The organism is Stenotrophomonas sp. YJH_SMC_4, from assembly GCF_059371575.1.
In genome coordinates, this window is the sequence record NZ_JCAFUR010000020.1 from 1 (window position 1) to 26974 (window position 26974).

Annotated in this window: 26 protein-coding genes; 9 read left to right on the plus strand and 17 right to left on the minus strand. The window is 67.6% G+C overall.

The genetic code is table 11. The features are described 5' to 3' along the window. Positions 1 to 102: 102 nt before the first annotated feature. A complete protein-coding gene (locus AC5P9F_RS17945) occupies positions 103 to 639 on the minus strand; it encodes a carboxymuconolactone decarboxylase family protein (RefSeq protein ID WP_164173659.1) in 537 nt (178 codons plus the stop codon). A 106-nt stretch (positions 640 to 745) separates the two neighbouring features. Between AC5P9F_RS17945 and AC5P9F_RS17950 the strand changes: the two genes are divergently transcribed. Further along, on the plus strand, positions 746 to 1642 hold the full coding sequence (locus AC5P9F_RS17950) for an AraC family transcriptional regulator (RefSeq protein WP_165710494.1): 897 nt from the start codon (positions 746 to 748) through the stop codon (positions 1640 to 1642). A 677-nt stretch (positions 1643 to 2319) separates the two neighbouring features. Here the strand turns inward: AC5P9F_RS17950 and AC5P9F_RS17955 are convergent. From AC5P9F_RS17955 to AC5P9F_RS17990, 8 genes are all read right to left on the minus strand, one after another. Then, positions 2320 to 2877 (minus strand): TetR/AcrR family transcriptional regulator, encoded by a 558-nt coding sequence (locus tag AC5P9F_RS17955; RefSeq protein WP_005409827.1) that lies wholly within the window; start codon positions 2875 to 2877, stop codon positions 2320 to 2322. 4 nt (positions 2878 to 2881) lie between these two features. Continuing rightward, positions 2882 to 4414 (minus strand): MFS transporter, encoded by a 1533-nt coding sequence (locus AC5P9F_RS17960; RefSeq protein WP_111193758.1) that lies wholly within the window; start codon positions 4412 to 4414, stop codon positions 2882 to 2884. Between the two features lie 152 nt (positions 4415 to 4566). Beyond that, the gene (locus AC5P9F_RS17965; RefSeq protein ID WP_088610748.1) at positions 4567 to 5313 is read right to left on the minus strand and encodes a hypothetical protein; all 747 of its coding nucleotides are present in this window, start codon (positions 5311 to 5313) and stop codon (positions 4567 to 4569) included. Next, positions 5313 to 5927, minus strand: coding sequence for a DUF3299 domain-containing protein (locus tag AC5P9F_RS17970; RefSeq protein WP_308678763.1), 615 nt, complete (start codon positions 5925 to 5927; stop codon positions 5313 to 5315). The genes AC5P9F_RS17965 and AC5P9F_RS17970 overlap by 1 nt, the downstream gene beginning before the upstream one ends. Then, positions 5917 to 6468 carry a DUF3299 domain-containing protein gene (locus AC5P9F_RS17975; protein WP_308678764.1) on the minus strand — a complete coding sequence of 184 codons (552 nt, stop codon included), beginning with the start codon at positions 6466 to 6468 and terminating at the stop codon, positions 5917 to 5919. The genes AC5P9F_RS17970 and AC5P9F_RS17975 overlap by 11 nt, the downstream gene beginning before the upstream one ends. 2 nt (positions 6469 to 6470) lie before the next feature. After that, on the minus strand, positions 6471 to 7724 hold the full coding sequence (locus tag AC5P9F_RS17980; RefSeq protein WP_308678765.1) for an ABC transporter permease: 1254 nt from the start codon (positions 7722 to 7724) through the stop codon (positions 6471 to 6473). Next, positions 7717 to 8412: an ATP-binding cassette domain-containing protein gene (locus tag AC5P9F_RS17985; protein WP_308678766.1), complete on the minus strand. Its 696-nt coding sequence runs from the start codon at positions 8410 to 8412 to the stop codon at positions 7717 to 7719. The genes AC5P9F_RS17980 and AC5P9F_RS17985 overlap by 8 nt, the downstream gene beginning before the upstream one ends. After that, entirely contained in the window at positions 8409 to 8942 is a 534-nt protein-coding gene (locus AC5P9F_RS17990; RefSeq protein ID WP_099523628.1) for a ZrgA family zinc uptake protein, read from the minus strand. The genes AC5P9F_RS17985 and AC5P9F_RS17990 overlap by 4 nt, the downstream gene beginning before the upstream one ends. Positions 8943 to 8974: 32 nt before the next feature. Between AC5P9F_RS17990 and AC5P9F_RS17995 the strand changes: the two genes are divergently transcribed. Next, positions 8975 to 9448: a MerC domain-containing protein gene (locus tag AC5P9F_RS17995; protein WP_049469593.1), complete on the plus strand. Its 474-nt coding sequence runs from the start codon at positions 8975 to 8977 to the stop codon at positions 9446 to 9448. A 268-nt stretch (positions 9449 to 9716) separates the two neighbouring features. On the opposite strand, the gene AC5P9F_RS18000 is transcribed toward AC5P9F_RS17995, so the two are convergent. Further along, positions 9717 to 10619, minus strand: coding sequence for a LysR family transcriptional regulator (locus AC5P9F_RS18000; RefSeq protein WP_005409836.1), 903 nt, complete (start codon positions 10617 to 10619; stop codon positions 9717 to 9719). A gap of 118 nt (positions 10620 to 10737) precedes the next feature. Between AC5P9F_RS18000 and dkgB the strand changes: the two genes are divergently transcribed. From dkgB to AC5P9F_RS18020, 4 genes are read left to right on the plus strand one after another with little or no spacing between them, the layout of a single operon-like run. After that, positions 10738 to 11541: a 2,5-didehydrogluconate reductase DkgB gene (gene dkgB / locus AC5P9F_RS18005; RefSeq protein ID WP_012480407.1), complete on the plus strand. Its 804-nt coding sequence runs from the start codon at positions 10738 to 10740 to the stop codon at positions 11539 to 11541. Positions 11542 to 11552: 11 nt separating this feature from the next. Then, on the plus strand, positions 11553 to 12500 hold the full coding sequence (locus tag AC5P9F_RS18010) for a TIGR03571 family LLM class oxidoreductase (RefSeq protein ID WP_274849861.1): 948 nt from the start codon (positions 11553 to 11555) through the stop codon (positions 12498 to 12500). Positions 12501 to 12519: 19 nt separating this feature from the next. After that, on the plus strand, positions 12520 to 13458 hold the full coding sequence (locus tag AC5P9F_RS18015) for a cyclase family protein (RefSeq protein WP_005413604.1): 939 nt from the start codon (positions 12520 to 12522) through the stop codon (positions 13456 to 13458). Further along, positions 13455 to 13778, plus strand: a complete 324-nt coding sequence (locus AC5P9F_RS18020; protein ID WP_049471694.1) for a MoaF-related domain-containing protein — start codon at positions 13455 to 13457, stop codon at positions 13776 to 13778. Before AC5P9F_RS18015 ends, AC5P9F_RS18020 begins: the two co-directional genes overlap by 4 nt. 19 nt (positions 13779 to 13797) lie before the next feature. On the opposite strand, the gene AC5P9F_RS18025 is transcribed toward AC5P9F_RS18020, so the two are convergent. After that, entirely contained in the window at positions 13798 to 14751 is a 954-nt protein-coding gene (locus AC5P9F_RS18025) for a LysR family transcriptional regulator (RefSeq protein ID WP_495232012.1), read from the minus strand. A 106-nt stretch (positions 14752 to 14857) separates the two neighbouring features. Here AC5P9F_RS18025 and AC5P9F_RS18030 point away from each other — a divergent pair, with 106 nt between their 5' ends. Further along, entirely contained in the window at positions 14858 to 15601 is a 744-nt protein-coding gene (locus AC5P9F_RS18030; protein ID WP_043033339.1) for an SDR family oxidoreductase, read from the plus strand. A 100-nt stretch (positions 15602 to 15701) separates the two neighbouring features. Here the strand turns inward: AC5P9F_RS18030 and AC5P9F_RS18035 are convergent, their stop codons facing one another. Genes AC5P9F_RS18035 through AC5P9F_RS18045 form a run of 3 tightly spaced genes read right to left on the minus strand, consistent with a single transcriptional unit; the run spans position 15702 to position 21192 of the window. Further along, entirely contained in the window at positions 15702 to 18779 is a 3078-nt protein-coding gene (locus AC5P9F_RS18035) for an efflux RND transporter permease subunit (protein ID WP_111687339.1), read from the minus strand. Then, a complete protein-coding gene (locus tag AC5P9F_RS18040) occupies positions 18776 to 19948 on the minus strand; it encodes an efflux RND transporter periplasmic adaptor subunit (protein ID WP_227843222.1) in 1173 nt (390 codons plus the stop codon). The genes AC5P9F_RS18035 and AC5P9F_RS18040 overlap by 4 nt, the downstream gene beginning before the upstream one ends. Further along, complete coding sequence (locus AC5P9F_RS18045) at positions 19945 to 21192, minus strand: TolC family protein (RefSeq protein ID WP_099561433.1); 1248 nt, start codon at positions 21190 to 21192, stop codon at positions 19945 to 19947. Before AC5P9F_RS18045 ends, AC5P9F_RS18040 begins: the two co-directional genes overlap by 4 nt. 62 nt (positions 21193 to 21254) lie before the next feature. On the opposite strand from AC5P9F_RS18045, the gene AC5P9F_RS18050 reads away from it, so the two are divergent. Both AC5P9F_RS18050 and AC5P9F_RS18055 read left to right on the plus strand, forming a co-directional pair. Next, positions 21255 to 21929 carry a response regulator gene (locus AC5P9F_RS18050; RefSeq protein ID WP_005413615.1) on the plus strand — a complete coding sequence of 225 codons (675 nt, stop codon included), beginning with the start codon at positions 21255 to 21257 and terminating at the stop codon, positions 21927 to 21929. Continuing rightward, positions 21922 to 23304 carry a sensor histidine kinase gene (locus tag AC5P9F_RS18055; protein ID WP_308678769.1) on the plus strand — a complete coding sequence of 461 codons (1383 nt, stop codon included), beginning with the start codon at positions 21922 to 21924 and terminating at the stop codon, positions 23302 to 23304. Before AC5P9F_RS18050 ends, AC5P9F_RS18055 begins: the two co-directional genes overlap by 8 nt. Positions 23305 to 23556: 252 nt before the next feature. On the opposite strand, the gene AC5P9F_RS18060 is transcribed toward AC5P9F_RS18055, so the two are convergent. From AC5P9F_RS18060 to AC5P9F_RS18070, 3 genes are all read right to left on the minus strand, one after another. Then, positions 23557 to 25908: a GH92 family glycosyl hydrolase gene (locus tag AC5P9F_RS18060; RefSeq protein ID WP_495232014.1), complete on the minus strand. Its 2352-nt coding sequence runs from the start codon at positions 25906 to 25908 to the stop codon at positions 23557 to 23559. Positions 25909 to 26004: 96 nt separating this feature from the next. Beyond that, a complete protein-coding gene (locus tag AC5P9F_RS18065; protein WP_012480421.1) occupies positions 26005 to 26328 on the minus strand; it encodes a thioredoxin family protein in 324 nt (107 codons plus the stop codon). Between the two features lie 5 nt (positions 26329 to 26333). After that, a complete protein-coding gene (locus tag AC5P9F_RS18070) occupies positions 26334 to 26750 on the minus strand; it encodes a host attachment family protein (RefSeq protein WP_308678770.1) in 417 nt (138 codons plus the stop codon). Between the last annotated feature and the right edge of the window lie 224 nt (positions 26751 to 26974).

Below are 26974 nucleotides of genomic sequence, written 5' to 3' on the forward strand. Positions count from 1 at the left end.
AACCCCGCGCTGCGCGCGATAGTCGACTGACAGTCGACTCTACCCGGTCGGCTCCATTCAGACCGGCCCGGGCGACCACTGCCACCCGGGCCAGGCCAGATCTCAGCGCAGCGCGACCTTCGGGAAGTCCACCGGCACGTCAAACGCTACGTTGACGTAGTTGGTGAACAGGTTGAGCGCGACGTGGGCGAGGATCTCAACGATCTGCTCATCATCGAAGCCAGCCGCACGCAACGCCTGCACATCGCCATCGGCAATCTGCGCTCGTTGCTCGACTACCTTCAGCGCGAAGTCCAGTGCAGCGGCGGTAGCCGGATCGCTGGACTGGCCGATCTGCGCGGCGACCATCTGCTCGCCGCTGGCGCCGGCCTTGCGGCCCAGCGCGGTGTGCGCGGCCAGGCAGTACTCGCAGGCATTGCGGTTGGCAATGGCCACGGCGATCTGCTCGCCCAGCAGCGGCGACAGGCGACCGCCGCCCATCGCGCCGAACGCACCCCACATGCTCTGCAGTGCGGCCGGCGAGTTGGCTACGGCACGGAACATGGCCGGGGTGGCGCCGAAGGCGGCGTGGACCTGGCCCAGCAGGGCCTGACGGTCGGCGGTGGTGTTGGCGGCATCGATCAGGGGGACACGGGACATGGTGGATCTCCTTGGGAAAGCGCCCGGAATTGGACGACCCGCTCATCCTAGGTAGACTCCCCGGACGAATCAGGCGCAATAAACCACACATGTTGTCCATTCATCCATGAACGTGTCCGCCGACACTTCCTCACCCGACCGCCTCTCCTCCCTGCTGGAACGCTTCCGGGTGCAGGCCGCGCTGTTCCACAGTGGTCCGCTGTGCGGGCGCCACGTCTTCGAGCCGCAGCCCGGTCGTGCCTTCCTGCACATCCTGCGCCAGGGTGAAATGGAGGTCCGTCATCCCGGGGGTGATATCGCGCTGCCCCGGTTGAAGATCGACACACCCAGCCTGCTGTTGTATCCGCAGCCGCTGCACCATGTGTTCTTCAACGCACCGCTGGATGGCCCGGATTTCACCTGCGCCACGCTGGACTTCGATGGCGGCGCGCGCAATCCGATCGTGCAGTCGCTGCCACCGGTGATGGTGGTGCCGCTGGCGGCGATCGGCGAACTGGATGACACCCTGCACCTGCTGTTCGCCGAGGCCGATCGCCAGCGCTGCGGTTCCCGGCTGCTGACCAACCGCCTGTTCGAGGTGGCGCTGATCCAGATCCTGCGCTGGGTGGTGGACCACCCGGATGCGGCGGGCGTCAGCCATGGGCTGATGCGCGGGCTGTCCGATGCGCGGCTGGCCCGTACGCTGGTGGCGATGCACCAGGCGCCGCAGGTCGAATGGACGCTGCCGCGCATGGCTGCGACTGCCGGCATGTCGCGCAGCGCGTTCGCGGCCGTGTTCAAGGAGGTGATGCAGGCGACGCCGGCCGCTTATCTGCTGGACTGGCGGCTGAGCCTGGCCTGCGCGCAGCTGCGGGCAGGCGTGGCGGTCAAGCAAGTGGCGATCGAGCTGGGGTTTGCCGATACCGCCTCGCTGTCGAAGGCCTTCCGCAAGCGGCTGGGAGCGTCGCCGAGGGCGTGGCTGGCCGCGAGCGCCGCGCAGGCTGGGCAGACGCGCGAGGGGTAGAGTCGACTGTCAGTCGACTAGCGCGCGAAGCGCGGGGTTTTCGTGATCTGACCGAGGGGCAGTCGACTGACAGTCGACTCTACCGAAGCGGCATTTTCGGGGCCTGACCGAAGGGCAGCCGACCAGCGGTCGGCTCTACCACGGGTGATGTCTGCGCGCCGGCGGGCCGCTCAACTGGACGTTCCGTCATTCTCGCTGTCGAAGGCGTTCCGCAAGCGGCTGGGGGCCAGACTGGGCAGACGCGCGAGGGGTAGAGTCGACTGTCAGTCGACTAGCGCGCGAAGCGCGGGGTTTTCGTTGTCTGATTGAAGAGCAGTCGACTGACAGTCGACTCTACCGAAGCGCATTTTCGTGGCCTGACCGAAGGGCAGCCGACCAGCGGTCGGCTCTACCACGGGCGATGTCTGCGCGCCGGATGGCCGCTCAACTGGACGTTCCGTCATTCTCGCTGTCGAAGGCGTTCCGCAAGCGGTTGGGGGCCAGGCTGGGCAGACGCGCGAGGGGTAGAGTCGACTGTCAGTCGACTAACGCGCGAAGCGCGGGGTTTTCGTTGTCTGACCGAAGAGCAGTCGACTGACAGTCGACTCTACCGAAGCAGCATTTTCGTGGCCTGACCGAAGGGCAGCCGACCAGCGGTCGGCTCTACCACGGGCGATGTCTGCGCGCCGGCTGGCCGCTCAACTGGACGTTCCGTCAGACTTCGCCAACAACCCGGCGATGCGCTCGGCAACACGGGCGCGCACGCCTTCGTCCAGCTGGCCTTCGTACATTGCCTCGTAGATCCACAGGCCATCGGCGGCCAGGCGCGCCACGAAATTGTCGAGCGTCGTCGGATCGACATTCCCAGCCTCCGGCGCGGATGGTGCCCAGCGCCGTACCGCCGGTCCCCACGGACGCTCATCGGCGTCCGGGTCGGCCGATTCCAGCATGAACATCAGTTCGGCACGGGTGGCACTCTGCGCCGAGACACGCACGAAGGTCTGGTAGCGCTCCAGTGCCGTCGCTTCATCCGCGCGCTTGCCGAGCAGCGTTTCCATCGACGTTTCCCAGGCCTGCACCAGGTGCTCGTCGATGCCGCGCAGCAGTGCCTCGCGCGACGGGAAGTGGTACAGCAGGCCGCCGCGGGTCAGCTTGGCCTCGGCCGCCACCGACTCGAAGGTCACCGCTCGCACGCCATCACGATTGATCACGTTGACGGCGGCGTCGAGGATGCGGTCGCGCTTGCTGGTTCTCATCGCTTCATTTTACGCGATCGGCCGCACCCTCGCGGCTTCCGACGCGGCCGCGCAGCAGGCGCGCGATGATCGCCGCGCCCACGGCCAGTACCGTCGTGATCACCAGCAGCACGATCTGGTAGCCACGATCATACGCGGCCGCAGCCAGTGCGAACCACTCGCCATGCCCACTCTCGCGTGCCACGTGCAGCGCCTGGGTGAAGCCTTCGCGGGCAAGTGCGGGCATGTCCACCGAGACTGGCAAGAAGGCGCTGTACATCGCGGCGCTCAGGCTGCCCAGCATCGCCACCGCCAGCAGGCCGCCGAATTCGTAGGACACCTCTTCGACCGACGAGGCCATGCCCGCGCGGTGTGCCGGCACATTGTTGAGGATGGCGGTGGATGCCACCGAGATGGCCGAGCCCATGCCGAAGCCGGTGATGGCCATACCAGCCACCACCCAGCCAAGGCCGTGCGGGAAGCCGAACGCCACCACGCCGACGCCCAGCGCACCTGCGGCCAGGCCACCACAGATCAGCGGACGCAGGCCCACCCGGTGCAGGATGCTGCCGCCCAGCAGTGCGCTGGGCAGGCTGCCCAGTGCCGCTACCGAGACCAGCAGGCCCGCCTGCAGCGGCGTGAAGCCTGCCACCAGCTGGAAGCGCTGGGTGGTGACCAGCTGCAGGCCGGCCATCGCGAACAGGGTGAACACCGCCGACAGCGTGCCGGCCAGGAACGCCGGGTTGCGGAAGATCGCGAAGTCCAGCAGCGGGTACGGCAACTGCTGCTGGCGGCGCGCGAACGCCGCACCGCTGATGACGGCCAGCAGCAGCGCGCCCGCGCCCAGCGCATACGACGGCGGCGTAGCGATCAGCGACTTGATCGCCAGCACCAGGCCGGACAGTGCCGCCAATGCCAGCACCGAGGACACAAGGTCCCATGGCCGCGAGGTGTCGCGCTGGCCTTCCGGCGCCAGCAGCAGCGTGGCCACGAACGCGACCACCACCACCGGCACGTTGATCAGGAACACCGAGCCCCACCAGAAGTGCTGCAGCAACCAACCGCCAATGATCGGGCCGAGCGCCGCACCGACGATGGCCACCGAACCCCAGATCGCGATGGCGATGTTGCGTTCGCGCTCTTCGTGGAAGCTCAGGCCGATCAGCGCCAACGTGGCCGGCATCATCGCTGCGGCACCGACCGCCAGGAACGCGCGTGCGGCAATCAGCTGCGCTGCGGTGTCGGCGAATGCCGCTGCCAGCGACGCGACGCCGAACACCACCAGGCCGATCAGGAACATACGGCGATGGCCGATGCGGTCGCCCAGCGTGCCCGCACCCAGCAGCAGGCCGGCCATCACCAGCGGATAGGCGTTGATGATCCACAGCGCCTGTCCGGCACTGGCCGAGAGTTCCTCGGTCAGCGTCGGCAGTGCGGTGTAGAGCACGGAGTTGTCGAGCGTAACCAGCAGCAGGCCAGCGGCGACGGTAAACAACAGTGCCCAGCGGCGGGCACGCGACAAGGCCGGAGCACCGGCCGAGGGCTGGGACAAAGCCATGGGAGAACCTGGTGGGGGTGGATTACGACCATAACTATACAGGATGTCCTGTACAGTTATGGTCGTCGGAGCCAGCCGATTCAGTTTTTGTAGAGGCAGGCATGCTCGACGGGGCCGCCAGCCAGGCATGGCCTGGCTCTACTGGCAGACGCTCACCGGCAGTCTTCCGGCAGCGCGGCGATGGCCGATACCACGGCCGCCTGCATGCCCTGCCCCACGGCGGCGTCCAGTTCGCCGCCGATGCCCCCATGCTGGCGCCGCAGTTCGTCCTCGCACAGCCCGCGCACGCGCGCACGGGCGTTCGCGCGCAGGCTGCTGCACCGCCAGTCGGTGCCACCCAGCGGCAGCACCGAATACACCACGCTGTTGCAGGCGTTGCCGGCGCGCTGCTGCAACGACAGTCCGCCGAAATCCCGCGGTTCGCTGCTGCGTTGCGGGTCGAAGTAGCTGTCCGGAAACGTGCGTGCGTACTGTTCGATGTCCACGGCCATGCGGCGCCCACCGGCCAACGGCATCTGCAGCGTCTGCCCGCACGGCGTCGCATCGGCGCGATGCTGGATGTACTGGTAGATCGGCCGGTCCAGCGTTGGATCCTGCTGGGTCACCGCGCTGACTGCCGCCAGCACCGGCAGCGATGCACGATTGGCCATGCGCGCCAGCACTCCCGCCTGCGCCGGCTGGCAGCGGTCACGCAATGTTGCCGCGAGCAGGAACAGCACGTCGTTGCGAAACGCGTGGTCGTCACCCAGGCGCTGTTCGATGCGCTGGCTGGCGCCGGACGCAGGTGCCGGAAACGCGACCGCAGGCGGCGCGATGGGTGCGCGCTGCCGCTGCCACCACAGCAGCAGCACGACTGCGCCCAGCAGCACCCCGGCAGCCATGATCCATCGCCTGCGCATCAGTTGCGGATCGCCGTCAGCGTGGCTGCCGCGGCATCGTAGGACGCGCTGGCGATGTCCGCGTCGAAACGCTTCACCCGCAGGCGGCCGGCAAGCCGGTACGGATCCCACAGATCGCCCAGCGCGATCGGTGTCGCCAGGGCTACGTGGATGATCTGATTGGGTGGCGGCGGCGGCACGTGGATGCACGCGCCGTAGAACGGCACGAACAGCAGTTCATCCACCAGTCCTGCATCGTTGGTGCCGAGCGGCACCACGTAGCCATCCAGATCCACCGCGCGACCATCGACAGCATCGACCACCCGCGAAGAGCCGAACTGCTTGGCGCGGTCGGGGCTGGAATGGTCGATTTCCTGCCCCGGCGGCGTGCCCGAACCAGTGTCGTCAATCAGGCCACCCACGCCGTCCATGCCATTGCGTGACAGGCCGATCTGCGGCGGCGGTCGCTGGTAGGTCACTTCGTCGGGTCGCAACGCGTCCCAACGGTCGATGGGGGCTTCGGCGGAGGGCACCGGCTTTTCCTGCGGCGTGACCCCCACGGCATCGCCGCCCGGCGCGGTACAGCCCGCCAACCCCAGGCATCCCAACGCCAGCAACAGGTGGCTACGGTTCATACGGCCTCAGCTGTGCGTCACGCATGGTGTAGGCCGAACCGGCCAGATCGTCGTCCAAGCGTTCGGCATGCAAGGTGCCGGCCAGGAAGAACGGCGAATACATGTCAGGCATGTCGATCGGGCGCGGCAGCACCACGTGCACGATCTGGTTCGGCGGCGGTGGTGGCACGTGGATGCAGGCGCCGTAGTACGGCACGAACAGGAATTCGGTCAGCCGCCCGTCCTGCGCGTTGGCCAGCGGCACTATGTAGCCCGGCAGGCGCACCGGTCGCTGCAGCACCGTGTCCACGGTGCGGAAGGTACCGAACTGCGGCATGCGCCGGTTGCCGTTGTGTTCGACTTCCGGGCCCTCGCCGCGTTCCAGCGCGGCCAGCTCGTCCTTGGGCATCATCTGCAGCCAGTCCAGCTCCTGCTCTGCCGCATCCGCAGCGTCAGCGCGGTCGACAACCGGCGCGGGCGGCAGGGCCTGCACACCGGTATCCACCGGCCGCTCGCAGGCGGCCAGGGCCAGCACCATCGGCAGCGACAGCATCCAGCGCATGCTCAGCCTCCCGGCGACAGGCCATCGGCCAGCGTTCGCCGGTAGGCCAGCAATGCCGGCACCAGCCCAGCCACCGCACTGATCGCCAGCACCCCTGCCACCCACGCCAGCTCGCGGCCGTCCGGCCAGACATGGGTGATCGACAGACCGAAGGTGGCCAGGGCCCAGCCGCGCCCGGCAACGCTGGCGGCCACCAGAAGCACCAGCGCCAGCACGCAGGCCGCCGCGCTGGTCGCCACCGCCTCCACCACCAGCAGGCCGGCGATGTAACCCGGCCGTGCCCCGGTGGCACGCAGGATCGCCATCTCGCGCCGCCGCTCCTGCAGGGTCGAGACCAACAGCGCCACCAGCGAGACCATGCCGAGTGCCACCACCATCGCGCTGATCAGCTGCAGTGCGCGCTCGGCGGTGCCCAGCGACTGCCACAGCTGCTGCAGCGTCACACCGGGCAGGATCGCCAGCATCGCCTCGTCCGGATACTCGTTGATCCTGCGCTGCACCGAAAACGTGGCAATGCGCGAGTTCAGGCCGAGCATGAAGGCGGTGATGCTGGTCGGAGTCAGGTCCAGGTGGCGCGCCTGCTCGGCGCTGACGCGCTGGCTGCGCAGCTGCACGCCTGATCGCCAGTCGACATGGATCGCCTCGATGGCCGGCAGCGAAACCAGCAGCGACGAATCCACCGGCGTGCCGGTGCGCCGCAGGATGCCGGCAACACGGAATGGCTTGTCGGCATGCGTGGCCAGCGTGACCGCGCCCGTGCCGTGCGCCAGCACGATCTCATCGCCGAGGCCGACCTTCTGCGCGCGCGCCACCTCCGCGCCGATTACCGCGTCGTACAGATCATCAAAGGGCCGCCCCTGTGCAAAGGCCAGCTCGTGGCCGGAACCATAGCGATAGTGTTCAAAGTAGCCGCCAGTGGTACCCACTACACGGTAGCCGCGCCAGGAATCGCCCAGCGACAGTGGCACCGACCACTTCACCTGCGGCAATGCAGACAGCTCCTGGTAGGACTGCCAGGACACGTTGTTGGTCGGGTCGCCGATATGGAACACCGAGTACAGCAGCAGGTTCACCGGTCCCGAACGCGCACCGACGATCAGGTCGGTGCCCGATACGGTGCTGGCGAACCCCTCGTGCGCCTGCGTGCGTACACGCTCGACGCCCAGCAGCAGCACCACGCTGAGGGTGATGACCAGCACGGTCAGGCCGACACTCAAGGCGCGGCTGCGCAGGCTGGCCCAGGCAAGCTCAAGCATGGCCGGCACCTGCCTGGTTGATCTCGGACAGTGAAATGGTGCGGTCGAACAAGGGCTGCAGGCTGTCGTCATGGCTGACCACCAGCACCGTGGTGCCGGCCGCCTCGCACTGCGCCGACATCAGCTTCAGGAACGCGGTCGCCGCGTCGCGGTCGAGCGCCGAGGTCGGCTCATCGGCCAGCAGCAACGCCGGGCGGCCGATCAGGGCGCGTGCCGCCGCCACGCGTTGCTGCTGGCCAACACTGAGCGTGCCTGCGCGCCGCTGCATCAGCGCCGGATCCAGCTGCAGGGCCTGCAGCAGACGGGCTATCTCGGCATTCAGTGGCCCACTGATGCGCGCACTTCGCAGGCGCGAGAAGCGCAGGCCCAGTGCGATGTTGTCGCGCACGCTGAGGAACGGCAGCAGATTGAACTGCTGGAAGATCACGCCCAGCTGGTCGGCGCGGAAGCGGTCCCGCGCGGCACCGCGCATCGCCTGCAGCGCGTGCCCGGCCACCTCGACACGGCCCTTGCCGGGCAGCAGCACTCCCGCCAGCAGGCCCAGCAGGGTACTTTTGCCGCCACCGCTGATTCCGCGCAGCAACACGCTGCTGCCCTGCTCGACCCATAATCGCGGGATGTCCAGCACCCGCTGCATGCCGTAGCCGAACTGCACGTCTTCCAGCGAGATCACCGGTGCCGCGCTCACGGTGCCAGCACCACGCGCAGGCTGTCGGGCGTCAGCACGCTGCGATTCTGGCCGTTGGCGGTTGCGCTGTTGACGATGACTTCGTGCAGACCCGGGAACAGTACGGGCAGGCGCACGACGATGGCGCGCAGCGCGGCAGGTTTGGCACAGTGGTACTGCAGCGTTGCGCTGAAACCTGCGTGACGGTGCTGTCCCGGCGGCGGCGCGGCGGCCGTCGCGTCGAATCCCTCGGCCTTGGCATCGTTGCCTGAAAGGCGGCAGCCTGCGGCGGTGGGCAAGGTGACCCAGCTGCCGCCCTTCAGCACTGTCGTAGCCCGTGCCAGCGCGGCCTGCTCGGCTGCATTGGCCGGCGGTCGCTCGTAATCGAGGATGCCGATGCCGGGGGCCTGCAGGGCGAACTCCAGCGTCTGCCGGTCAAGCGCAACATCGACGGTCGCCTGGCCGTGCACGTGCGGTGCGTGCTGGCGGATGTCATGGGCCTGCGCGGCACTGGCAGCCAGCAGCAGGAAAAGAGCAGCAGAACGCTTCATGGGGGAGGCTCCAATTGTTACTATGTAACATTATGGACCACATCCCCACGACGCCCGCAAGGGCCCTGGCCCAGCCGCCAACTTCGGCACGCTGGCACCCCCGCTTCGATCTTGCCGGGGCCTGGCTGTCCCTGGCCTGCGCCGCCCACTGCATCGCCCTGCCCCTGCTGCTGGCCTTCGTGCCGGCTGCGATGATGGCGCTGCGCTCGTTCCAGCATCCCGGCCATGGCGCGATGACATTGCTGTTGATGATGTCGCGCTGGGAATGGCTGTTCGCGCTGCTGGCCTCGTCGCTGGCCTTGGCGAGTACCTCGGCCGGGGTGCACCGGCACGGGCGCTGGCGGCCGGTGCGGCTGGCCTGCGCCGGCACCATCCTGCTGCTGTCGGCCTCGCTGTACCTGCCGCTGAAGGAATCGCTGCTCTGGCATGGCGTGGCGACAGCCAGTGGTGGCGTGCTGCTGGCATGCGCGCACATCGGCAACCGGCGCGCGCTGCGCACCCGCTGACACCGGCCGCTGGCCGGCAGCCCCGGGGACCCGGCAGCCGGCCAGCGGCCGGCTCTACCCATCCGTACGTGGGCCACGCATCAGGTGATACGCATTTGGTAGTGCCGGCCGCTGGCCGGCAGCCCCAAGGACCCGGCAGCCGGCCAGCGGCCGGCTCTACCCATCCGTACATGGGCCACGCATCAGGTGATACGCATTTGGTAGTGCCGGCCGCTGGCCGGCAGCCCCAAGGACCCGGCAGCCGGCCAGCGGCCGGCTCTACCGATCTCTATTCGTCAAACGGACGCTGGCCGAGCGTCTGCGTCACGTGGTCGACGAAACAGGTGATGCGTGCAGCCAGCGCGGTGTTGCGGTAGTACACCGCGTTGATCGGCTGCCGCACTTCCTGCGTCTGCCTGGCGAACAGCTGCACCAGGCGGCCATCACGCCGGTCCTGGCGGGTCAGGAAGTCGGACAGGCAGGCAATGCCCAGCCCGGCCACCGCCATCTGCCGCAGTGTTTCGCCACTGGATGAAGCGATCGCGGGCTCGATCACGAAAGGCCCGCCATCGGCATCCTGCAGCGGCCATTCGTTCAACGAACTGGGCTGGGTGAAGCCCAGCAGGTCGTGCTCGCGCAGCTGCTCCACGCGCGTGGGCGTGCCGTGGCGGCGCAGGTATTCGGGGCTGGCCACCACCCGGATGCGGCTGTGGCCGATCGGCCGCGCATGCAGGGTCGAATCGCGCAGCACGCCAATGCGGAATGCTACGTCGGTGCGCTTCTCGATCAGGTCGGTGATGCCTTCATTGGAATTCAGCTCCAGCTCCACCTGCGGGTAGCGCTCACGGAACCCCTCAAGCAGCGGCACGATCACGTGCAGCATGAACGGCGTGGCGGCGTCCACGCGCAGGCGCCCGACCGGCTGCAGCCGCCGCGCGGCCATCTGTTCCTCGGCCTCGTCCACCGTGGCCAGGATCGTGCGCGCGTACTCCAGGAACGCCGCGCCTTCCTCGGTCAGTTCGAGCCGTCGCGTGGTCCGTCGCAGCAGCGTGGTCTGCAGCTTGTCCTCCAGCCGCGCCAGTGTGCGGCTGGTGGCGGAGATGGTCAGTTCCAGCGCCTCGGCCGCCGCCGTGATCGAACCACTGTCGACCACGGCCACGAAGGCCTTCAGCTCATCCAGGGTGGTTTTCATTTTTTACCTCGACGCAAAAGCGTTTCCCGTATACACGGCTTAATCAACAAATGTAAAGCGCCCACACTTCGCCCTGCCCCGAGCCCACCGGCTCTCAACGAAGTCCCTGGAGTCCATCATGAGCGTTCCTTCCTTTGGCGTCGGCACCTTCCGCCTGACCGGCCAGACCGTCATCGACTCGGTGCGCAACGCCCTCGAGGTTGGCTACCGTGCGGTCGATACCGCGCAGATCTATGGCAACGAAGCCGAAGTCGGCCAGGCCATCGCCGAATCCGGCGTTCCGCGCGACCAGCTGTTCCTGACCACCAAGATCTGGGTGGACAACTACGCTGCCGACAAGCTGATCCCGAGCCTGCGCGACAGCCTGGCGAAGCTGCGCACCGACTACGTCGACCTGCTGCTGATCCACTGGCCGGCGCCGGGCAATGGCGTTGAACTGCGCGAGTACATGACCGCGCTGGCCGAAGCCAAGACGCTGGGCCTGACCCGCCAGATCGGTGTGTCCAACTTCAACATCGAGCTGACCCGGCAGGCCATCGAGGTGGTCGGTGCCGGCGAGATCGCCACCAACCAGATCGAACTGAGCCCCTACCTGCAGAACCCGGCACTGACCGCCTTCCTGCAGGACCAGGGCATCACCGTGACCTCCTACATGACCCTGGCCTACGGCAAGGTACTGAAGGATCCGGTGCTGGCCGCCATCGCCGACAAGCACCAGGCCACCGTGGCCCAGGTCGCGCTGGCGTGGGCGCTGCAGCGGGGTTACTCGGTCATTCCGTCCTCGACCAAGCGCGAGAACCTGGCCAGCAACCTGCTCGCCCAAGACCTGCACCTGGATGCCGATGACATGGCCGCGATCGCTGCACTTGACCGCAACGGCCGCGAAGTCGATCCGCCGGGTCTGGCCCCGGCCTGGGACTGAGGAGCCTGGCCATGGGCAGTGCGTTGGCGCGGCTGCAGGCCGGTGGCTTTAGCATCGGCATCGAAGCACCGCTGGACAATGACTGGACGCCGCTGGGCGAACAGGCACGACGCGCCGCACGACGCCTGCCCGGTGAACCGGACCTGCAGCGCCATGCGGAACTGGCACGGTTGGCCGACCGCCTCGGCTTCCGTGCGCTGTGGGTGCGCGACGTGCCGGTGTACGACCCGGCCTTCGGCGATGCGGCGCAGGTGTTCGAAGTGTTCAGTTACCTCGGCTACCTGGCCGGCATCACCAATGACATCCTGCTGGGCACCGGTGCGGTGGTGCTGCCGATCCGTGAGCCGTTGCTGACCCTGAAGTCGGCGCGCAGCGTGCAGCGGCTCAGCGGCGACCGCCTGTTGCTGGGCGTGGCCAGTGGCGACCGCCCGGTGGAGTACCCGCTGTTTGGCCGCGACTTCGACAGCCGTGGCAGCCGTTTCCGCGAGCAGATCGCGCTGCTGCGCGAAGGCGCCACCGCGCACCTGCCGCAGGGCCTGGACGTGCTGCCCGCCGATGGCCCGGCCCTGCCGTTGTTCGTGGCCGGCCTGGCCCAACAGCAACCAGCATGGATCGGCCAGCACATGGACGGTTGCCTGGCCTACCCGGGCACGCCGCAGGACCATGTACAACGCGTGGCGGCCTGGCGCGCCGTGGCCGGCAACAAGCCCTATGCCAGCTTCATCCACCTGGACCTGGTGGCCGATGCCGATGCCCCCCTGCAGCGCTGGCGCTTCGGCCTGCGTGGCGGCCGCAACGCCCTGCTGGCCGAGCTGCACGCCATGCAGGCGGCCGGTGTCGACCACATCGGCCTGCAGTTCCGCCGCAACGAACGGCCGTTGGCCGAAACCTTCCACGAAATCGCCGAGTACGTGCTCCCGCACTTCCCGGCCCATGCCGGCGCCGCCGCGACGGCCTGACAGTTACCGGAGCTTTGCCATGAAGATGAAGACCCTGGCCGCGCTTGCGCTGGCCACCCTGCCGCTGTCCTTCCAGGCCACCGCCGAGGAGTGGTATCCCTCTGCCTACGGCGCCAACGACGAGATCGGCGCGGCCAACCTGCTCACCGCTGACGTGGTCAAGCACGCGGTCTCGCTGGTCAGGACCGGCAAGACCTATCCGCTGGCGGTGCCGGTGGACAAGAACCTGCCCGCGTTCCGCCACCGCAGCTTCCGCCTGTACAACGTGCAGGTCGGCCAGCAGGCCGGCAAGTCGCTGGGCCCCAACAAGTTCACCTTCAACGATGAACTGGTGAACGCCTGGACCGGCGTTGGCACCCAGCTCAACGGCATCGGCCATATCGGCATCGACAACGTCTACTACAACGGCAACAAGGCTGCTGACTTCGTCACCGTGGACGGCGTGCGCAAGCTCGGCGTCGAGAAGGTGCCGCCGATGGTCACCCGCGGCGTCGTGCTGGACATGACCGCGTACTACGGCAAGGCGATCGTGCCCGGCGGCACCGAGTTCACCGTGGCCGACATCCAGGCCGTGCTGAAGAAGCAGGGACTGAGCCTGCGCAAGGGCGATGTGGTGCTGTTCAACACCGGTTGGCTGGAACTGATCGGCAAGGACAACACGCAGTTCCTGGAAGTGGAGCCGGGTATCGGCATGGAGGCCGCGAAGTGGCTGGCCGACCAGGGCATCGTCGCCTTCGGTGGCGACACCTGGGCCTCGGAGGTCTACCCGAACCCGAACGGTGCCGAGGAGTTCCCGATCAACCAGTACATGCTGGCCAAGCGCGGCATCTACAACCTGGAGCTGATCGACAGCCGTGCCCTGGTGCGCGACAAGGCCTGGGAATTCCTGTTCGTGCTCGGCCAGCCGCTCTACGTCGGCTCGACCCAGGTCAACATCAACCCGGTGGCGATACGATGAACACTGCCCCCGCCTTGCCGTTGTTCGCCGGCCGCCGCTTCCGCGTCAGCTATGACGGGCTGGCCGCCGACAATGTCTACAGCGCCGATGGCCGCCACGTGCAGTACGCCATCGTCTCCGGCGCCTATGCCGGTGCGCAGGGCGAAGCCGCCTGCGAGTGGCAGCAGATCAGCGAAGGGGTCTATGCCATTTCGTGGCAGGAAGCCGATGGCGCAACGGTCGTGCATGTCGATGACTTCGTCGGCGGGCGTTCACTGGCCTGGTTCACCGCCACCGATGGCAGTTTCCATCGCATGCAGGGGCCGTTGGCAGCACTGTGATGCCGGCCAGCGGCCGGCGCTACCCCCTGCGGCCGGACAGCTTCGCGTGCCGCTCCGGTAGTGCCGGCCGCTGGCCGGCAACCCCGGTCTGCTCGAACACCCCGGCCACCCAGTCGATGAACACCCGCAAGCGTGGCGACGGCGTGCGGTTGCGCGGGTAGACCAGGCTCAACGGGCTTGCAGTCGGCGGCGTCTCAGACAACAGCTCGACCAGCTGCCCGCGCGCGATATACGGGTCCATCCGGTAGCGCGGCGCCTGGATGATGCCGAGGCCCGCCAGCGCGGCCCCAAGGAATGCATCCGCGCCGGAAACACGCACCCGCGCCGGCAGCGGCACGTAGCGCACCTGTCCCGCCTGTTGGAACTCCAGGGGGATCAGCTGGCCAGTGGCGCTGGAGCGGTAGCCGATCATCTGATGGCCTTGCTCCAGCGATTCAATGGTATCGGGCAGGCCGTGCGCCTGCACATAACCCGGAGCGGCCACCGTGACCTCGCGCAGCATCGTCAACCGGCGCGCCGCCAGATCGCTGTCGGCCAGCGTCCCCACCCGCAACGCCGCATCCACGCCTTCGCGCAGCAGGTCGACATAGCGGTCGCCTTCACTGACGTCCAGCTCGATCTCCGGGTAGCGCTGCAGGAATTCCGGCAGGTGCGGGAACAGCAGGTGTCGGCCCAGCGTGCCATGTACTTCAATGCGCAGCGGCCCGCGTGGCGGGGCATCACGGAACGCAGCCTCGGCATCGTCCATGTCGGCGATCAGGCGCAGGCAACGGCCATAGAAGGCCTCGCCTTCCAGCGTCGGCACCACCAGCCGGGTGGTCCGGTGCAGCAGGCGCACGCCCAGCCGCTGTTCCAGCGCCTTGATCGCGTCGGTCACCGTGGCCCGTGGCAGGCCCAGGTCCTCGGAGGCCCGGGTGAAGCTGCGGCGCTCGACGATACGGACGAAGGCGCGCATGGCCGTGAAACGATCCATTGTTCGGCTGTCCGGATGATGTTGACGGATTATGCAGGACTATCCGAAAGGACAATCTCGCGAAGATAGCCCTGCGCCACTCCGGCGCTCCCCAGTGGAAGCCACCATGACCCCCTCCCCCGCCCGCTCTGTCGCCCTGGTCACCGGCGGCTCCCGTGGCATCGGCGCCGCCATCTCCCGCCGCCTGGCCGCTGAAGGCCACGCGGTCGCGATCAACTATGCGGGCCGCCGCGACGACGCCGATGCATTGGCGGCCGAACTCAGCGCGGCCGGCGCGCAGGCCATCGCGCTGCAGGCCGATGTCGCCGATCCTCAGGCGGTGCGGCAGCTGTTCGATGCCATCGAGGCGCGCTTCGGCGGTATCGACGTAGTGGTGAACAGTGCCGGCGTGCTGCAGTTGGCGCCGCTGGCCGATACCGACGACGCCCTGTTCGAGCGGGTGATCGGGATCAACCTGAAAGGCGCCTTCAACGTGCTGCGCGAGAGCGCGCGACGGGTGCGCGACGGTGGCCGCCTGATCACCCTGTCCACCAGCGTGGTTGGCATCAAGCTGGAGAACTACAGCGTGTATGCCGCCAGCAAGGCGGCGGTGGAGACGATGGGCGCGATCCTCAGCAAGGAGCTGCGCGGGCGCAACATCACCGTAAACGCGGTGGCGCCCGGGCCGACCGCTACCGACCTGTTCCTGGACGGAAAGTCGCCGGAACTGATCGAGCGGTTGTCGAAGTTGAATCCCCTGGAGCGGCTGGGTACGCCGGAGGACATCGCCGGTGCGGTGGGGTTCCTGGCCGGTGCCGATGGCGGATGGATCAACGGCCAGGTGCTGCGCGCCAATGGCGGGATGGTGTAGTTCGCGGCCATCGCACACCGGTAGTCGCCCACCTTGGTGGGCGCTTCGCCGTCTGCCAACCAAGGTTGGCCTCTACCGGGCGGAGAGCCGGATATCGCCGTCAGCCCGTGCGGGCCTCGCGACGGTGATGCACCCAGTAGTACAGCGTGGGCAGTACCAGCAGGGTCAGCAGCATCGCCGACAGCAGGCCACCGATCACCACCACCGCCAGCGGCTTCTGGGTCTCGGCGCCAATGGCATGCGAGGTCGCCATCGGCAGCAGGCCGAACATCGCCAGCAGTGCGGTCATCAGCACCGTGCGCAGGCGCTGCAGCGAGCCCTGCACCACCGACTGCAGCAGGTCCATGCCCTGCTCGCGCAGCTGGGCAAATCGACTGAGCATCACCACCCCGTTCAAGACCGCCTGCCCGAACAATGCAATGAAACCGATCGCCGCAGACACCGACAGTGGAATCCCAGTCAACCACAGGGCGAGAATGCCGCCGATCATCGCCAGTGGCACGTTGGCCAGGATCAGCGCCGCACTGCTGATGTCCTTGAAGGCATCGAACAGCAGCACGAAGATGATCAGCACCGACAGCGGGATCACCCAGCCCAGCCGCTTCATCGCACGCTGCTGGTTCTCGAACTCCCCGGACCATTCCAGCCGGTAGCCTTCCGGCAACTGCACGCTGGCGTCCACGCGCTTGCGCATGTCGGCCACCACGCTGCCCATGTCACGCCCGGCGATGAAGATGCTCACCGCCTTGACCCGCTGTGCATTCTCGCGCGAGATGTTGATCGCGCCGCTGGCCATGCGGAAGTCGGCCACGTCGGACAGTGTCACCGTGTGCCCATCGCCGATGCCGACCGGCACCGTGCGCAGCCGCTGCAGGTCGCGGTCGGCGTCGTCCAGGCGCAACGTGATCGGGAACCTGCGGTCACCTTCCCACAGTTCGCCGACCTGGCGCCCGCCCAGTGCGGTCTCGATCACCTCGTCGATATCGCGCACGTTCAAGCCATAGCGCGCAGCACGGTCGCGGTCGATTTCGATCTGCAGCTGCGGCAGTGAGCCGTCACGGTCGATGAAGGCACTCTCCACGCCCTCCACGCTACGCACCTGGCCCAGGATCGCCTGCGCCTGCTGGTTCAGCACGTCCAGATCCGAGCCACTGACCTTGATCACCACCTGGCCCTTGATCTGCGAGATGCTCTCCAGGATGTTGTCGCGCACCGGCTGCGAGATCGAGAACTCCGGCCCTGGAATACGCTGCTCCAGCGTGCGCTGCAGATCACTGACCAGCTGCCGCTTGTCCACCCCCTTCGGCCATTCCTTCTCGGGCTTCAACGCCACCAGCGCCTCGATCTGGTTGGCGCCCTTGGCATCGGAGCCGTCTTCCGGGCGCCCCAGCTTGGCCACCACCGTCGATACCTGCGGGAAGGTGCCGACCAGCTCACGGATGCGCCGCGACTGCTGCTGCGCCTCGGCCAGGCTGGTGCTGGGGTCAAGCGTGGCGGTCAGCCAGATCGAGCCCTCGTCCAGCTCGGGCAGGAACTCCGAACCCAGCCGCGTGCCCAGCGCGAGCGTGCCGACCAGCAGCGCAATCGCGGTCAGTACCACCGCACGCGGGCGGGCCAGAGCGCGCTCCAGGATCGGCCGGTACCAGCCGGTCAGGCGGTCCATCAGCGGATTGCCGTCGCGCATGCGGTCGCGCCGCAACCACCAGTAGCAGAACAACGGCACCACGGTCAGCGCCAGGATCAACGCACCGATCAGGGCCGAGGTCACCGAGTACGCCATCGGCGCGAACATGCGGCCTTCCTGGCGCTGCAGGGTGAAGATCGGGATATGCGCGGCGATGATGATCAGCATCGAGAAGAACGTCGGCCGCCCCACTTCCGACGCTGCCGAAAGAATGGTTGAAAACCGTGTCTTCCGGTCGGCCCCAGGTGGCAGCTTCGACAATCGCGAGACGATGTGCTCGGTCACGATCACCGCGCCATCGATGATGATGCCGAAGTCCATCGCACCCAACGACAGCAGGTTGGCCGGTACGCCCCACAGGTGCAGGCCGAGGAAGGTCGACAGCAGCGCAAGCGGCATCATCGCCGCCACGATCAGTGCGGCGCGGGCGTTGTACAGGAACAGCCACAGCACCAGGAACACCAGCACCGCGCCTTCCAGCAGGTTGCTGAAGACGGTTTTCAGCGTGGTCGAGACCAGCCACGACCGGTCGTAGAACGGCTCGATGCTGACCCCGTGCGGCAGCTGGTTGGCTTCGATCTCGGCGATGCGCGCATGCAGGGCGCCGAGCACGTCGGACGGATTCTCGCCCTTGCGCATCAGCACCATGCCGAACACCGCATCGTCATTGCCGTCCTGGCCGACCAGGCCCTGCCGGGGCAGGCCGGTATCGGCGATGCTGGCCAGGTCGCGCACCAGGACCGGCGTGCCCCCGCGCTGCTCCACGACCACATTGCCGATGTCGGCGGGCGAGCGCATCAGACCGACGCCGCGGATCAGGAACTGCTGCTGCCCGCGTTCCACGTAGCCGCCGCCGGCATTGGAGCTGCCCTTTTCCAGCGCCTCGGCGAACTCACCCAAGCTGATGCCGCGGTCACGCAGCTTGTCCAGGTCCGGCTTGACCTGGAACGTGCGCGCGAAGCCGCCGAAGCTGATCACATCGGCCACGCCCGGCACGGTGCGCAGGCTGCGCTCCATCGTCCATTCCTGCACGGTGCGCAGCTGGGTCGGCGTCATGTGCGGGCCCTTGAGCACGTAGCGGTAGATCTCGCCTACCGCTGAGCTCATCGCCTCCAGTTCCGGGGTCACCCCTTCCGGCAGCTCCACGCCCTGCAGGCGCTCCAGCACCTGCTGCCGTGCGAAGTAGTCATCGGCCTTGTCGTCGAAGGTCAGGATGATCATCGACAGGCCGAACTGGGTATGCGAGAACACCCGCACCGAATGCGGAATGCCGGACAAGGCCACTTCCAGCGGCATCGTCACTTCGCGTTCCACCTCTTCGGCGGCGCGGCCCGGGTGCAGCGACACCACCGTCACCTGAGTATCGGAGACGTCCGGGAAGGCCTCCACCGGCAGCACGCGGAACGCGGCAATGCCAGCGCCGATGAACAACAGCAGCGCCAGCATCACCATCAAGGGCTGGCGCAGGCAGTAGGCAATCAGGCGATCGATCATGGCGCGGCGTGCCCCGTGCCGGTGCTGGCGGCGGCTGGCGCGCTGTCGACCAGCTGCTGCAACAGCAGGCCGCCCTCGACCACCACCCTGCTGCCAACCGCCAGGCCGTCACGCACCCACAGCCGGCCGTCACCCAGCTCCTCGGCGTGCACGGCGTGGCGCACGAAGCGGCCCTTGCCCTCCTCCACGAACACCACCTGCTTGCCGTCGATCAGCAGCACGGCCGCATCGGGCAGCGAGACACCGCCCTCGGCCGGCAACGCCACCTGGGCGCGCACGTACTGCCCCGCCTTGAAGCCGCGTGCGCGGTTGTCCAGCTCGGCGCGCGCCTGCACCACGCGCCGTTCGCTGTCGACGAAGTCATCCACGTGCTGCAGGGTCGCCTGCAGCAGTTGGCCATCGGCACCGGGTACGCTCACCTGCATGCCCGCCTTCATGCGTCCGGCCAGGCTCTCGGGAACATCCAGCAGCAACCACAGGCGGTCCGGATCGCCAATCACCGCCAATGGCTGTTCGCTGTCCGGGCTGACCGACATGCCCGGGCTCATCCGCCGCTCCACCAGCACGCCATCAATGGGCGCGCGCAGCGGCAGGCGCTGGTCGACGCGCTGGCCGTTGCCATACGCCCTTGCGAACGCGGTTGCACGCGCATGATCGGCCTGGCTGCCGGCGAAGTTGGCCTCGGCCTCGTCCAGTTCGCGGCCCGACGCCACACCCGCCGCATGCAGCTCGCGGGTGCGCTCCAGCTCCCTGCGCGCCTGCTGCAGCCCGGCGCGGCCACGCACGCCCTCCGCCTGGGCCTGGCCGAACTCGGGCGAGGTGATCCAGGCAATCACTTGGCCGGCCTTCACTTTCTGGCCCGGCTGCGCCTCGATGCGCGCCACCTGCCCCGGCAACGGCGTGCGCAGTGCACTGGAACGGGTCTCGTCCCAGACCACCCGGCCCGGCAGCTGCAGGCTGGCGCTGGCGCCGGCGGTCACCGCCTCGCTGCGCAGCACGTCCAGCTGGCGGCTGCCGGCAGGAAACTGGATCTGGCCGGCACTGATCTGCGGCGCATCCTCGGTGTAGGACGCCGGCTCACGGCCGCAGCCGACCAGCAGGGCCAGCGCCAGCAAGGCCGGCAGCACGCCGTGTCGCGCCCGCGGGCGATGGGCGACGGGGGACTTCATCGGGACTCTCCTTCAGCAACGGATGTGGCCGCTTCCCAGCGCGCCAGGGCAATGGCATGGTCGGCGCGCGCCTCGATCAGCGCGGCCTCGAAGTCGCGCCAACTGCGGCGCGCATCCAGCAGATCGGTCAGGCTGGCGGCGCCGCGCCGGTACGCCAGTTCGATGCCCTGCACCGCCTTGCGTGCGGCGTCGGACTGCAGTCCCTCATAGTCGCTGCGGCGCTGTGCGGCGGACTGCGCGCTGGCCTGCAGCTGGTCCAGTTCGGCGCGTGCTTCGCGCTGCAGTACCTGCAGCTCCAGCGCCGCGCTGTCACGGTCGGCCTCGGCACGCTGGATCGCGCCGCGTGCACGTGACGGGCCGCCGAGCGGAATGGTCAATGACACACCCCAGGTGACGCCGCTGATGTCGGTCGGCTCGCGCTCGGCCTCCACACCCAGCTGGATGTCGCGATGGCGCTCACTGCGCGCCAGTGCCACACCGGCGTCGGCCGCGGCCAGGCGCGAACGTGCCGCGCGCAGATCGGCACGCTGCTGCGGGTCGAACGCACGCGTATCGACCCTGCCCGCGGGGTCTGGCCACGGATCATCGGCGCTGAGGTCGTGGCTGTCGTCGCGGCCGAGCAGCAGCCCCAGCGCATGCCGTGCATCGCGCAGATCCAGGGCCGCCTCGCGCGCCGCGTCGGCTACGGCGAGATCGTCCACCGCCAGCCGCGCGCGATCCACCGGTGCCATCGCCCCTGTCGCGACCTGCCTGTCCGCCGCCGCCATCTGCTCGGCCGAACTCTGGCGGTTGGCCTCGGCAATCTGCGCCCGCTCCTGCGCGCCCTTCAGGCCGAAATAGGTTTCATGCAGCGCCACTTGCTGGCGGCGCCGGGTATCGAGCATCTCCAGCCCGGCCACTTCCAGCAGCGCGTCGGCCTGGCGGATGCGCAGTGCGCGCTTGCCACCACGTTCCCAGGTCCAGCCCAGGCCCACGGTGCTGTCCACCCGCTTGTCCTGCCAGCGCCCAGGGCCGATACCATGCTTGGGGCTGATCTTGCTGGTGCCGATCGACAGCTCGGTGGCCGGGCGCAATGCCGCCGTCTGCGCATCGCCCTGCACACCGCGCAGCTCCAGTGCGGCCGCGCGCAGGTCCGGGTTGTGTGCTTCCATTGCGCGCTGCGCTTCCTGCAGGGACAGCGCCGAAGCCGCAGGCGCGCACAGAAGCGTGGCCAGCACAGCCGCAAGACGAGAGGAGAAATTCATGCACGTCACGGTAAGGTGATGCACTTGCGCCAAACTTGCCCCAACCTTGCACGAAGCTTGCAATGCGAATCCTGCTGATCGAAGACGACGCCGCTCTGGCCGATGGACTGATCCGCGCCCTGCAGGGTGCCGGTCATCTGTGCGACCACCTCTCGCGTGGACTGCACGCGCCGGCGGCATTGGCCAGCGCACCGTATGACGTGATGGTGCTGGACCTTTCATTGCCCGACGTCGATGGCCTGGACCTGCTCTCGCGCCTGCGCAACGACGGCGCCACCCTGCCGGTGCTGATCCTGACCGCACGCGATGGTGTGGAGGACCGCATCCTCGGCCTCGACCGCGGTGGCGACGATTACCTGGCCAAGCCGTTCGCACTCGGTGAGCTGGAAGCCCGCCTGCGTGCACTGTCGCGCCGCCGCAGCGATGCACCGGCGCAGAAGCGATTGGGCCGGTTGTGCTTCGACAGCATCCGCAATGAAGTGCAGGTTGAAGGCCAGCGCATCGAGTTGACCGCGCGCGAGCTGTCGCTGGTCGAGGCACTGATGCAGCATCCCGGCCGCACGGTTACCAAGCAGCGCTTGTTCGATGCGCTGTACAGCTGGGACCACGAGGCCAACCTGTCGGTGATCGAGGTGCATGTCAGCCGCCTGCGCCGCAAACTGGAACAGGCGCGCGCCGGCGTCGGCATCCGCATGCTGCGTGGGCTTGGATACCGGCTGGAGGCCGTGGGTGACTGAGCGCGTGCACAGCCTGCGTGGCCTGCTGCTCAGGCGCCTGTGGCTGCCGCTGCTGGTGCTGCTGCTGTGCAGCGCAGTGGGTTCATTTGCGCTGGCCCGGTTCTATGCCGGCCAGGTCTACGACCGCTGGCTGCTGGATTCAGCGATGTCGTTGTCCGAACTGGTGACGGTGCAGGATGGTCGCGCTTCGATCGAGATCACCCCAGCCGTCTCGCGCATGTTCAGCTGGGACACCGCCGACGAAGTGCATGGCGAGGTGGTCGATGCCGAGGGTGGGCGTCTGTATGGCGACCTGCCCGAAGCCCTGCCCCGCCCCGCAATCGCAGCGGGAAATGATGACGACGCCATCTACTACGATGCACGTGTGCGTGGTCAGGCCGTGCGCATGGTCGAGGTGGTGGTCAGCGCCGGACCGGGCCATGACATCCGGCTGCGCGTGGCTGAGACGCTTCGCAAACGCCACCGGCTGGAGCGCAAGCTGCTGCTGACCAGCGTTCCCTTCCAGGCCGCGATCCTGGCACTGGCGGCGTGGCTGGCCTGGTCCGGTACAGGCGCTGCCGCTCGCCATGCCAACCTGGTTGCGCGGAAGCTGGCCAGCCCGCGGCCGGATCCGTTGGCACCGTTGGACCCCGCGCAGGAGGCGCCGCGCGAACTGTGGCCGGCGGTAGAGGCCTACAACGCGCTGCTGCAGCGTCTGGATGCGATGCAGGATGCGCAGCGGCGCTTTGTCAGCAATGCCGCGCACCAGCTGCGCACACCGCTGGCAGCGATGCAGGTGGAGCTGGAGAGTTCATTGCGCCAGCACGACCCGCAGGCCCAGCAGCTGGCGCTGTCCGGCACGCTGGCCGGGCTGGCCCGCTTGCAGCATCTGGTCAACCAGCTGCTGATGCTCAGCCGCTCGGAAGATCCGCATGGCAGCGCACTGCCACTGCAACCGGTGGACCTGGCTGCGTTGGCACGCGGGGTGGTGGAGCGCTACGCCGACCGTGCGTTGGCGGCGGGCGTTGACCTGGGCTACGAGGGGCCAGACGACGGCGTGCAGGTGCAGGGCGATCCGCAGCTGCTGCGCGAAGCGTTGGGCAACCTGCTGGACAACGCGCTGCGCTACGGTGCCGTGCCCGGCGTAATCACCCTCGGCGTTCGGCAGGAGGCCGAAGGCGTGCAGGCATGGGTTGACGATGACGGCGCCGGCATTGCCGAAGCCGAACGCACGCGCGTCACGGAACGCTTCTACCGGGCCAGCAGCGAAGGCGATGGCTGCGGGCTGGGGTTGGCGATTGTGGCGGAGATCGCGCAGCGACATGGTGCGATGTTGAAGATCGAAACGGCGCCGCTCGGTGGCGCGCGGGTGGGGGTGCGGTTCCGTTCGCGTTGACGTCCTGCGTGCCAACCAAGGTTGGCACCTACCAAAAGCACCCCGACCCACGGATTCCGGTAGACGCCCACCTTGGTGGGCGCCGTTGATGTCCTGCGTGCCAACCAAGGTTGGCACCTACCAAAAGCGCCGCGACCCACGGATTCCGGTAGACGGCCACCTTGGTGGGCACCGTTGACCTCCCGCGTGCCAACCAAGGTTGGCACCTACCAGGTGCGGGGCAATGACGGCGGCAATGCGGCGCCGCCCGCATCACCGGCTCATCGAGTACGGTGCCTGCGCGCCCTGCCCCGGCCAGTCCTTGTTCGGCTCGGCCTGCATGCTGAAGCGCAGCTCGCCACCGGCCAGGATCTCGTCGTGGCGCAGGAAGGTGCGCTGCAGCGGCTTGCCGTTGAGGCTCACGCTGCCCACATAGGTGTGCCTGTCATCCAGGCCATCGGCCACGATGGTGAACGTCTTGCCGTTGGGCAGGCGCATCGCGGTCTTCGGCAGGAACGGGCGACCGAGGATGTACTCGCCCGAGCCCGGTGCCACCGGGTAGAAGCCCAGCGCGGTGAACACATACCACGCCGACATCTGGCCGACGTCATCGTTGCCGGCCAGGCCATCCGGACGGTCGGCGTACTGGGTGTCCATGATCTGCTTCAGGCGCGCCTGGGTGCGCCACGGCTGGCCAGCGTACGAGTACAGGTAGGCCACATGGTGGCTGGGTTCGTTGCCATGTGCGTACCAGCCGATCAGCCCGGTGATGTCTTCCATGTGCTCGAAGATGGACGGATCCACCTTGGCGTTGAACACCTCGTCCAGGCGCGCGAGCAGCTTGTCGCTGCCACCGTGCGCTGCCGCCAGCCCGGCCACGTCCTGCGGCACATACCAGGAATACTGCCAAGCGTTGCCCTCGGTGTAGTCGGTTCCGTAGCCGCTGGCGCTGGGGTCGAACGGGGTGCGGAAACTGCCGTCGCGCTTGCGTGCGCGCATGAAGCCGGTGTCCTTGTCGAACGCATTGCGCCAGTTGGCCGCGCGCTTGTCGAAGGTCGCCGCGATATCGCCCTTGCCCATCGCCTGCGCCATGCGTGCGATGGTCCAGTCATCGAAGGCGTATTCCAGCGTCTTGCTGGCCGCTTCACCTTCCTCGTCGATCGGTACGTAGCCCAGCTCGCGGTACTGTGCGATACCGTCATAGGGGCCGTAATTGGCGGTCTCGACCATCGCCTTCAGCGCCTTGTCGGCGTCGAAGCCACGAATGCCCTTCACGTAGGCGTCGGCGATCACCGGCACGGCGTGATAGCCGATCATGCACCAGTCTTCCAGGCCATGGAACGACCACACCGGCAGCATGCCGTAGGGGCTGTGCTCATGGTGGGCCAGCATCGAATTGACGAAGTCGCTGTTGCGCTTCTCCGGCTGCACCAGGGTCAGCAACGGATGCAACGCACGGTAGGTATCCCACAGCGAGAAAGTCGAATAATTCGTGAAACCATCGGCCTTGTGCGCGGCATTGTCCGAACCGCGATACTGGCCATCGGCATCCATGAACAGCGTCGGCCCCAACAGTGTGTGGTACAGCGCGGTATAGGCGCTGCGGCGAGCGTGCTCGGGTGCATCGATGTCGAGCACCGACAGCGCCTGCGTCCATTCCTGTTTCGCCTGCGCACGCACGCGGTCGAAATCGAAGTCGGCCACTTCCGCGTCGAGGTTGGCAATGGCGCCGGCCTCGCTGACCGGCGAGATGGCAACCTTGACCACCAGCGGTGCGTCCAGCTTGCCGAATGCGAAGGTACCGACCAGCTGACGGCCCTCGATCTGTGCGCGCTGGGACGGATCCTTCTCGCCCGGCGGCGGGAAGCCCTTGTAGACGATGTCCTGCTCGGTGTTGTGCAGCTCATGCCCGGCCAGCGGGCGCGAGAAGCGCATCGCGAAATACAGCTGGCGGCCCGGCGCCCAGCCGCGCGTCTCGCGGAAGCCGGTCACCGTGCCGTCGGCACGCACCCGCACCCGCGACCACAGCACCTTGCCCGGGTAGTCGTACATGCTGGTGCGCATGTCCAGCAGCACCTTGGCGTCGGTGCCCTTGGGGAACGCATAGCGATGCACGCCCACGCGGGTACTGGTGGTCAGCTCGGCACGCACCTTGTAATCGTCCAACGTGACCGCGTAGTAGCCCGGCTCCGCTTTCTCGTCATCATGGCGGAAGCGGGAGGCATAGCCGCTGCGCGGCTTCTCGGGATCGCCACGCTCCAGGCCGGGACTGCCGGTGAACGGCATCAGCAGGATGTCGCCCAGATCGGAATGGCCAGTGCCGGAAAAATGGGTGTGCGAGAAGCCGACGATGCTGCTGTCGTCGTAGCGGTAGCCGGCCGCCCAGCCGTAGGCCTTCTCGCGCGGCTGGATACGCGTATCCGGGCTGAGCTGGACCATGCCGAACGGTACCGTCGCACCCGGATAGGTGTGACCTTCGCCACCGGTGCCGATGAACGGGTCCACCGATGCGTAGGCCTTGTCGGCGGCGGTTCTGGCAGGCGCGGCCGAAGCCAGCCCGGAAGCGAGCATCGCCGTGGCGGCGACAGCGATCAGGAGACGACGGTCCAGCGTGGGCATCGGAATTTGGATCGATTCAGGTGATAGCCGGATGCTAGCACCGGGCCTGTCACGCCGCATGCTGCAGTGCGACTGCCCCGCGTGCAACGCCCGGTTCACTCCTCAATCGGGAAGCGCGCCCTGCAACGACATGAGATCCGCGCTGTCCAGCGGCCTCACTACCCGCGCGACCTCGTCTCCATCGTGCAGCAGCACCACCGTCGGCCACAGCTTCACTTTGAACGCTCGGCCCAGGGGCCTGCCCTTGCCATCCTCGATCTTCCAGTGCGGCAGATCGTTCGCTTCGACAAAGGCCTGCAACGCGGGCTGCGCGGCCTGGCAGTGGCCACACCAGGGCGCGCCAAACTCGAGAAGCAGCCAGCCGACCTGCGCCTCCACATCCAAGCGGTCGGGCTCCGCCGACAGGTGATCGCGCATGAATGGCATCCGCGCTACGCCGCCAGCGCCTTCTGGATATCCGCCAACGGCGCGTTGGTCAGGTCCTTGGCGATGTCGCCCAGCAGGCGGGCCTGGGTTTCCTTGTGCAGCAGCGGACGGATGCGTCCCAGCGTGGTCGGATCAGCGATCAACACCAGGTGTGCATAGCGGTTCTTCAACGCATCCTCATTGAGCTGTTCCGCCACCTGCTTGGCGAACGTCGCCTCGTTGAGCTGGGATACCGACATGTCCTTCGGCACTGCACCCGCAGGCCCCTGCCAGGATACACCCTGCTCGCTGGTGTCCTGCAGGCGCAGTTCGCCTTCCTGCTTCAAGGCGAGCTGGTGATCGCTGCCGACATTGGTGAATACACGGGCCGAACCGCCATCGGCGACAACCACAAGCGTACCTTCGGGAATGCGACGGGTCATGCGATGCTCCTTCTCTGTTGCGTTCGCCCACAACGTAGAGGGCGGCATGTGAGCAGCACGACCAGATTCCGTTCAACGCACGTCATCATTGCTTTGCAGATGAACAGGCATGATGGAACACAGCGTGCAGACAACTGCGCTTCGCTGCACGCTCACGCGCGTGCCGTTATGATGAACGGATGATCGACACGACCCACTACGTGACGGGCGCACCTGTTACGTGG

Bases quoted from the DNA above. Each gene is read 5' to 3' on its own strand.
- AC5P9F_RS17945 (WP_164173659.1), bottom strand. From the start codon at position 639: ATGTCCCGTGTCCCCCTGATCGATGCCGCCAACACCACCGCCGACCGT.
- AC5P9F_RS17950 (WP_165710494.1), top strand. From the start codon at position 746: ATGAACGTGTCCGCCGACACTTCCTCACCCGACCGCCTCTCCTCCCTG.
- AC5P9F_RS17955 (WP_005409827.1), bottom strand. From the start codon at position 2,877: ATGAGAACCAGCAAGCGCGACCGCATCCTCGACGCCGCCGTCAACGTG.
- AC5P9F_RS17960 (WP_111193758.1), bottom strand. From the start codon at position 4,414: ATGGCTTTGTCCCAGCCCTCGGCCGGTGCTCCGGCCTTGTCGCGTGCC.
- AC5P9F_RS17965 (WP_088610748.1), bottom strand. From the start codon at position 5,313: ATGCGCAGGCGATGGATCATGGCTGCCGGGGTGCTGCTGGGCGCAGTC.
- AC5P9F_RS17970 (WP_308678763.1), bottom strand. From the start codon at position 5,927: ATGAACCGTAGCCACCTGTTGCTGGCGTTGGGATGCCTGGGGTTGGCG.
- AC5P9F_RS17975 (WP_308678764.1), bottom strand. From the start codon at position 6,468: ATGCGCTGGATGCTGTCGCTGCCGATGGTGCTGGCCCTGGCCGCCTGC.
- AC5P9F_RS17980 (WP_308678765.1), bottom strand. From the start codon at position 7,724: ATGCTTGAGCTTGCCTGGGCCAGCCTGCGCAGCCGCGCCTTGAGTGTC.
- AC5P9F_RS17990 (WP_099523628.1), bottom strand. From the start codon at position 8,942: ATGAAGCGTTCTGCTGCTCTTTTCCTGCTGCTGGCTGCCAGTGCCGCG.
- AC5P9F_RS17995 (WP_049469593.1), top strand. From the start codon at position 8,975: ATGGACCACATCCCCACGACGCCCGCAAGGGCCCTGGCCCAGCCGCCA.
- AC5P9F_RS18000 (WP_005409836.1), bottom strand. From the start codon at position 10,619: ATGAAAACCACCCTGGATGAGCTGAAGGCCTTCGTGGCCGTGGTCGAC.
- dkgB (WP_012480407.1), top strand. From the start codon at position 10,738: ATGAGCGTTCCTTCCTTTGGCGTCGGCACCTTCCGCCTGACCGGCCAG.
- AC5P9F_RS18010 (WP_274849861.1), top strand. From the start codon at position 11,553: ATGGGCAGTGCGTTGGCGCGGCTGCAGGCCGGTGGCTTTAGCATCGGC.
- AC5P9F_RS18015 (WP_005413604.1), top strand. From the start codon at position 12,520: ATGAAGATGAAGACCCTGGCCGCGCTTGCGCTGGCCACCCTGCCGCTG.
- AC5P9F_RS18020 (WP_049471694.1), top strand. From the start codon at position 13,455: ATGAACACTGCCCCCGCCTTGCCGTTGTTCGCCGGCCGCCGCTTCCGC.
- AC5P9F_RS18025 (WP_495232012.1), bottom strand. From the start codon at position 14,751: ATGGATCGTTTCACGGCCATGCGCGCCTTCGTCCGTATCGTCGAGCGC.
- AC5P9F_RS18030 (WP_043033339.1), top strand. From the start codon at position 14,858: ATGACCCCCTCCCCCGCCCGCTCTGTCGCCCTGGTCACCGGCGGCTCC.
- AC5P9F_RS18035 (WP_111687339.1), bottom strand. From the start codon at position 18,779: ATGATCGATCGCCTGATTGCCTACTGCCTGCGCCAGCCCTTGATGGTG.
- AC5P9F_RS18040 (WP_227843222.1), bottom strand. From the start codon at position 19,948: ATGAAGTCCCCCGTCGCCCATCGCCCGCGGGCGCGACACGGCGTGCTG.
- AC5P9F_RS18045 (WP_099561433.1), bottom strand. From the start codon at position 21,192: ATGAATTTCTCCTCTCGTCTTGCGGCTGTGCTGGCCACGCTTCTGTGC.
- AC5P9F_RS18050 (WP_005413615.1), top strand. From the start codon at position 21,255: ATGCGAATCCTGCTGATCGAAGACGACGCCGCTCTGGCCGATGGACTG.
- AC5P9F_RS18065 (WP_012480421.1), bottom strand. From the start codon at position 26,328: ATGCCATTCATGCGCGATCACCTGTCGGCGGAGCCCGACCGCTTGGAT.
- AC5P9F_RS18070 (WP_308678770.1), bottom strand. From the start codon at position 26,750: ATGACCCGTCGCATTCCCGAAGGTACGCTTGTGGTTGTCGCCGATGGC.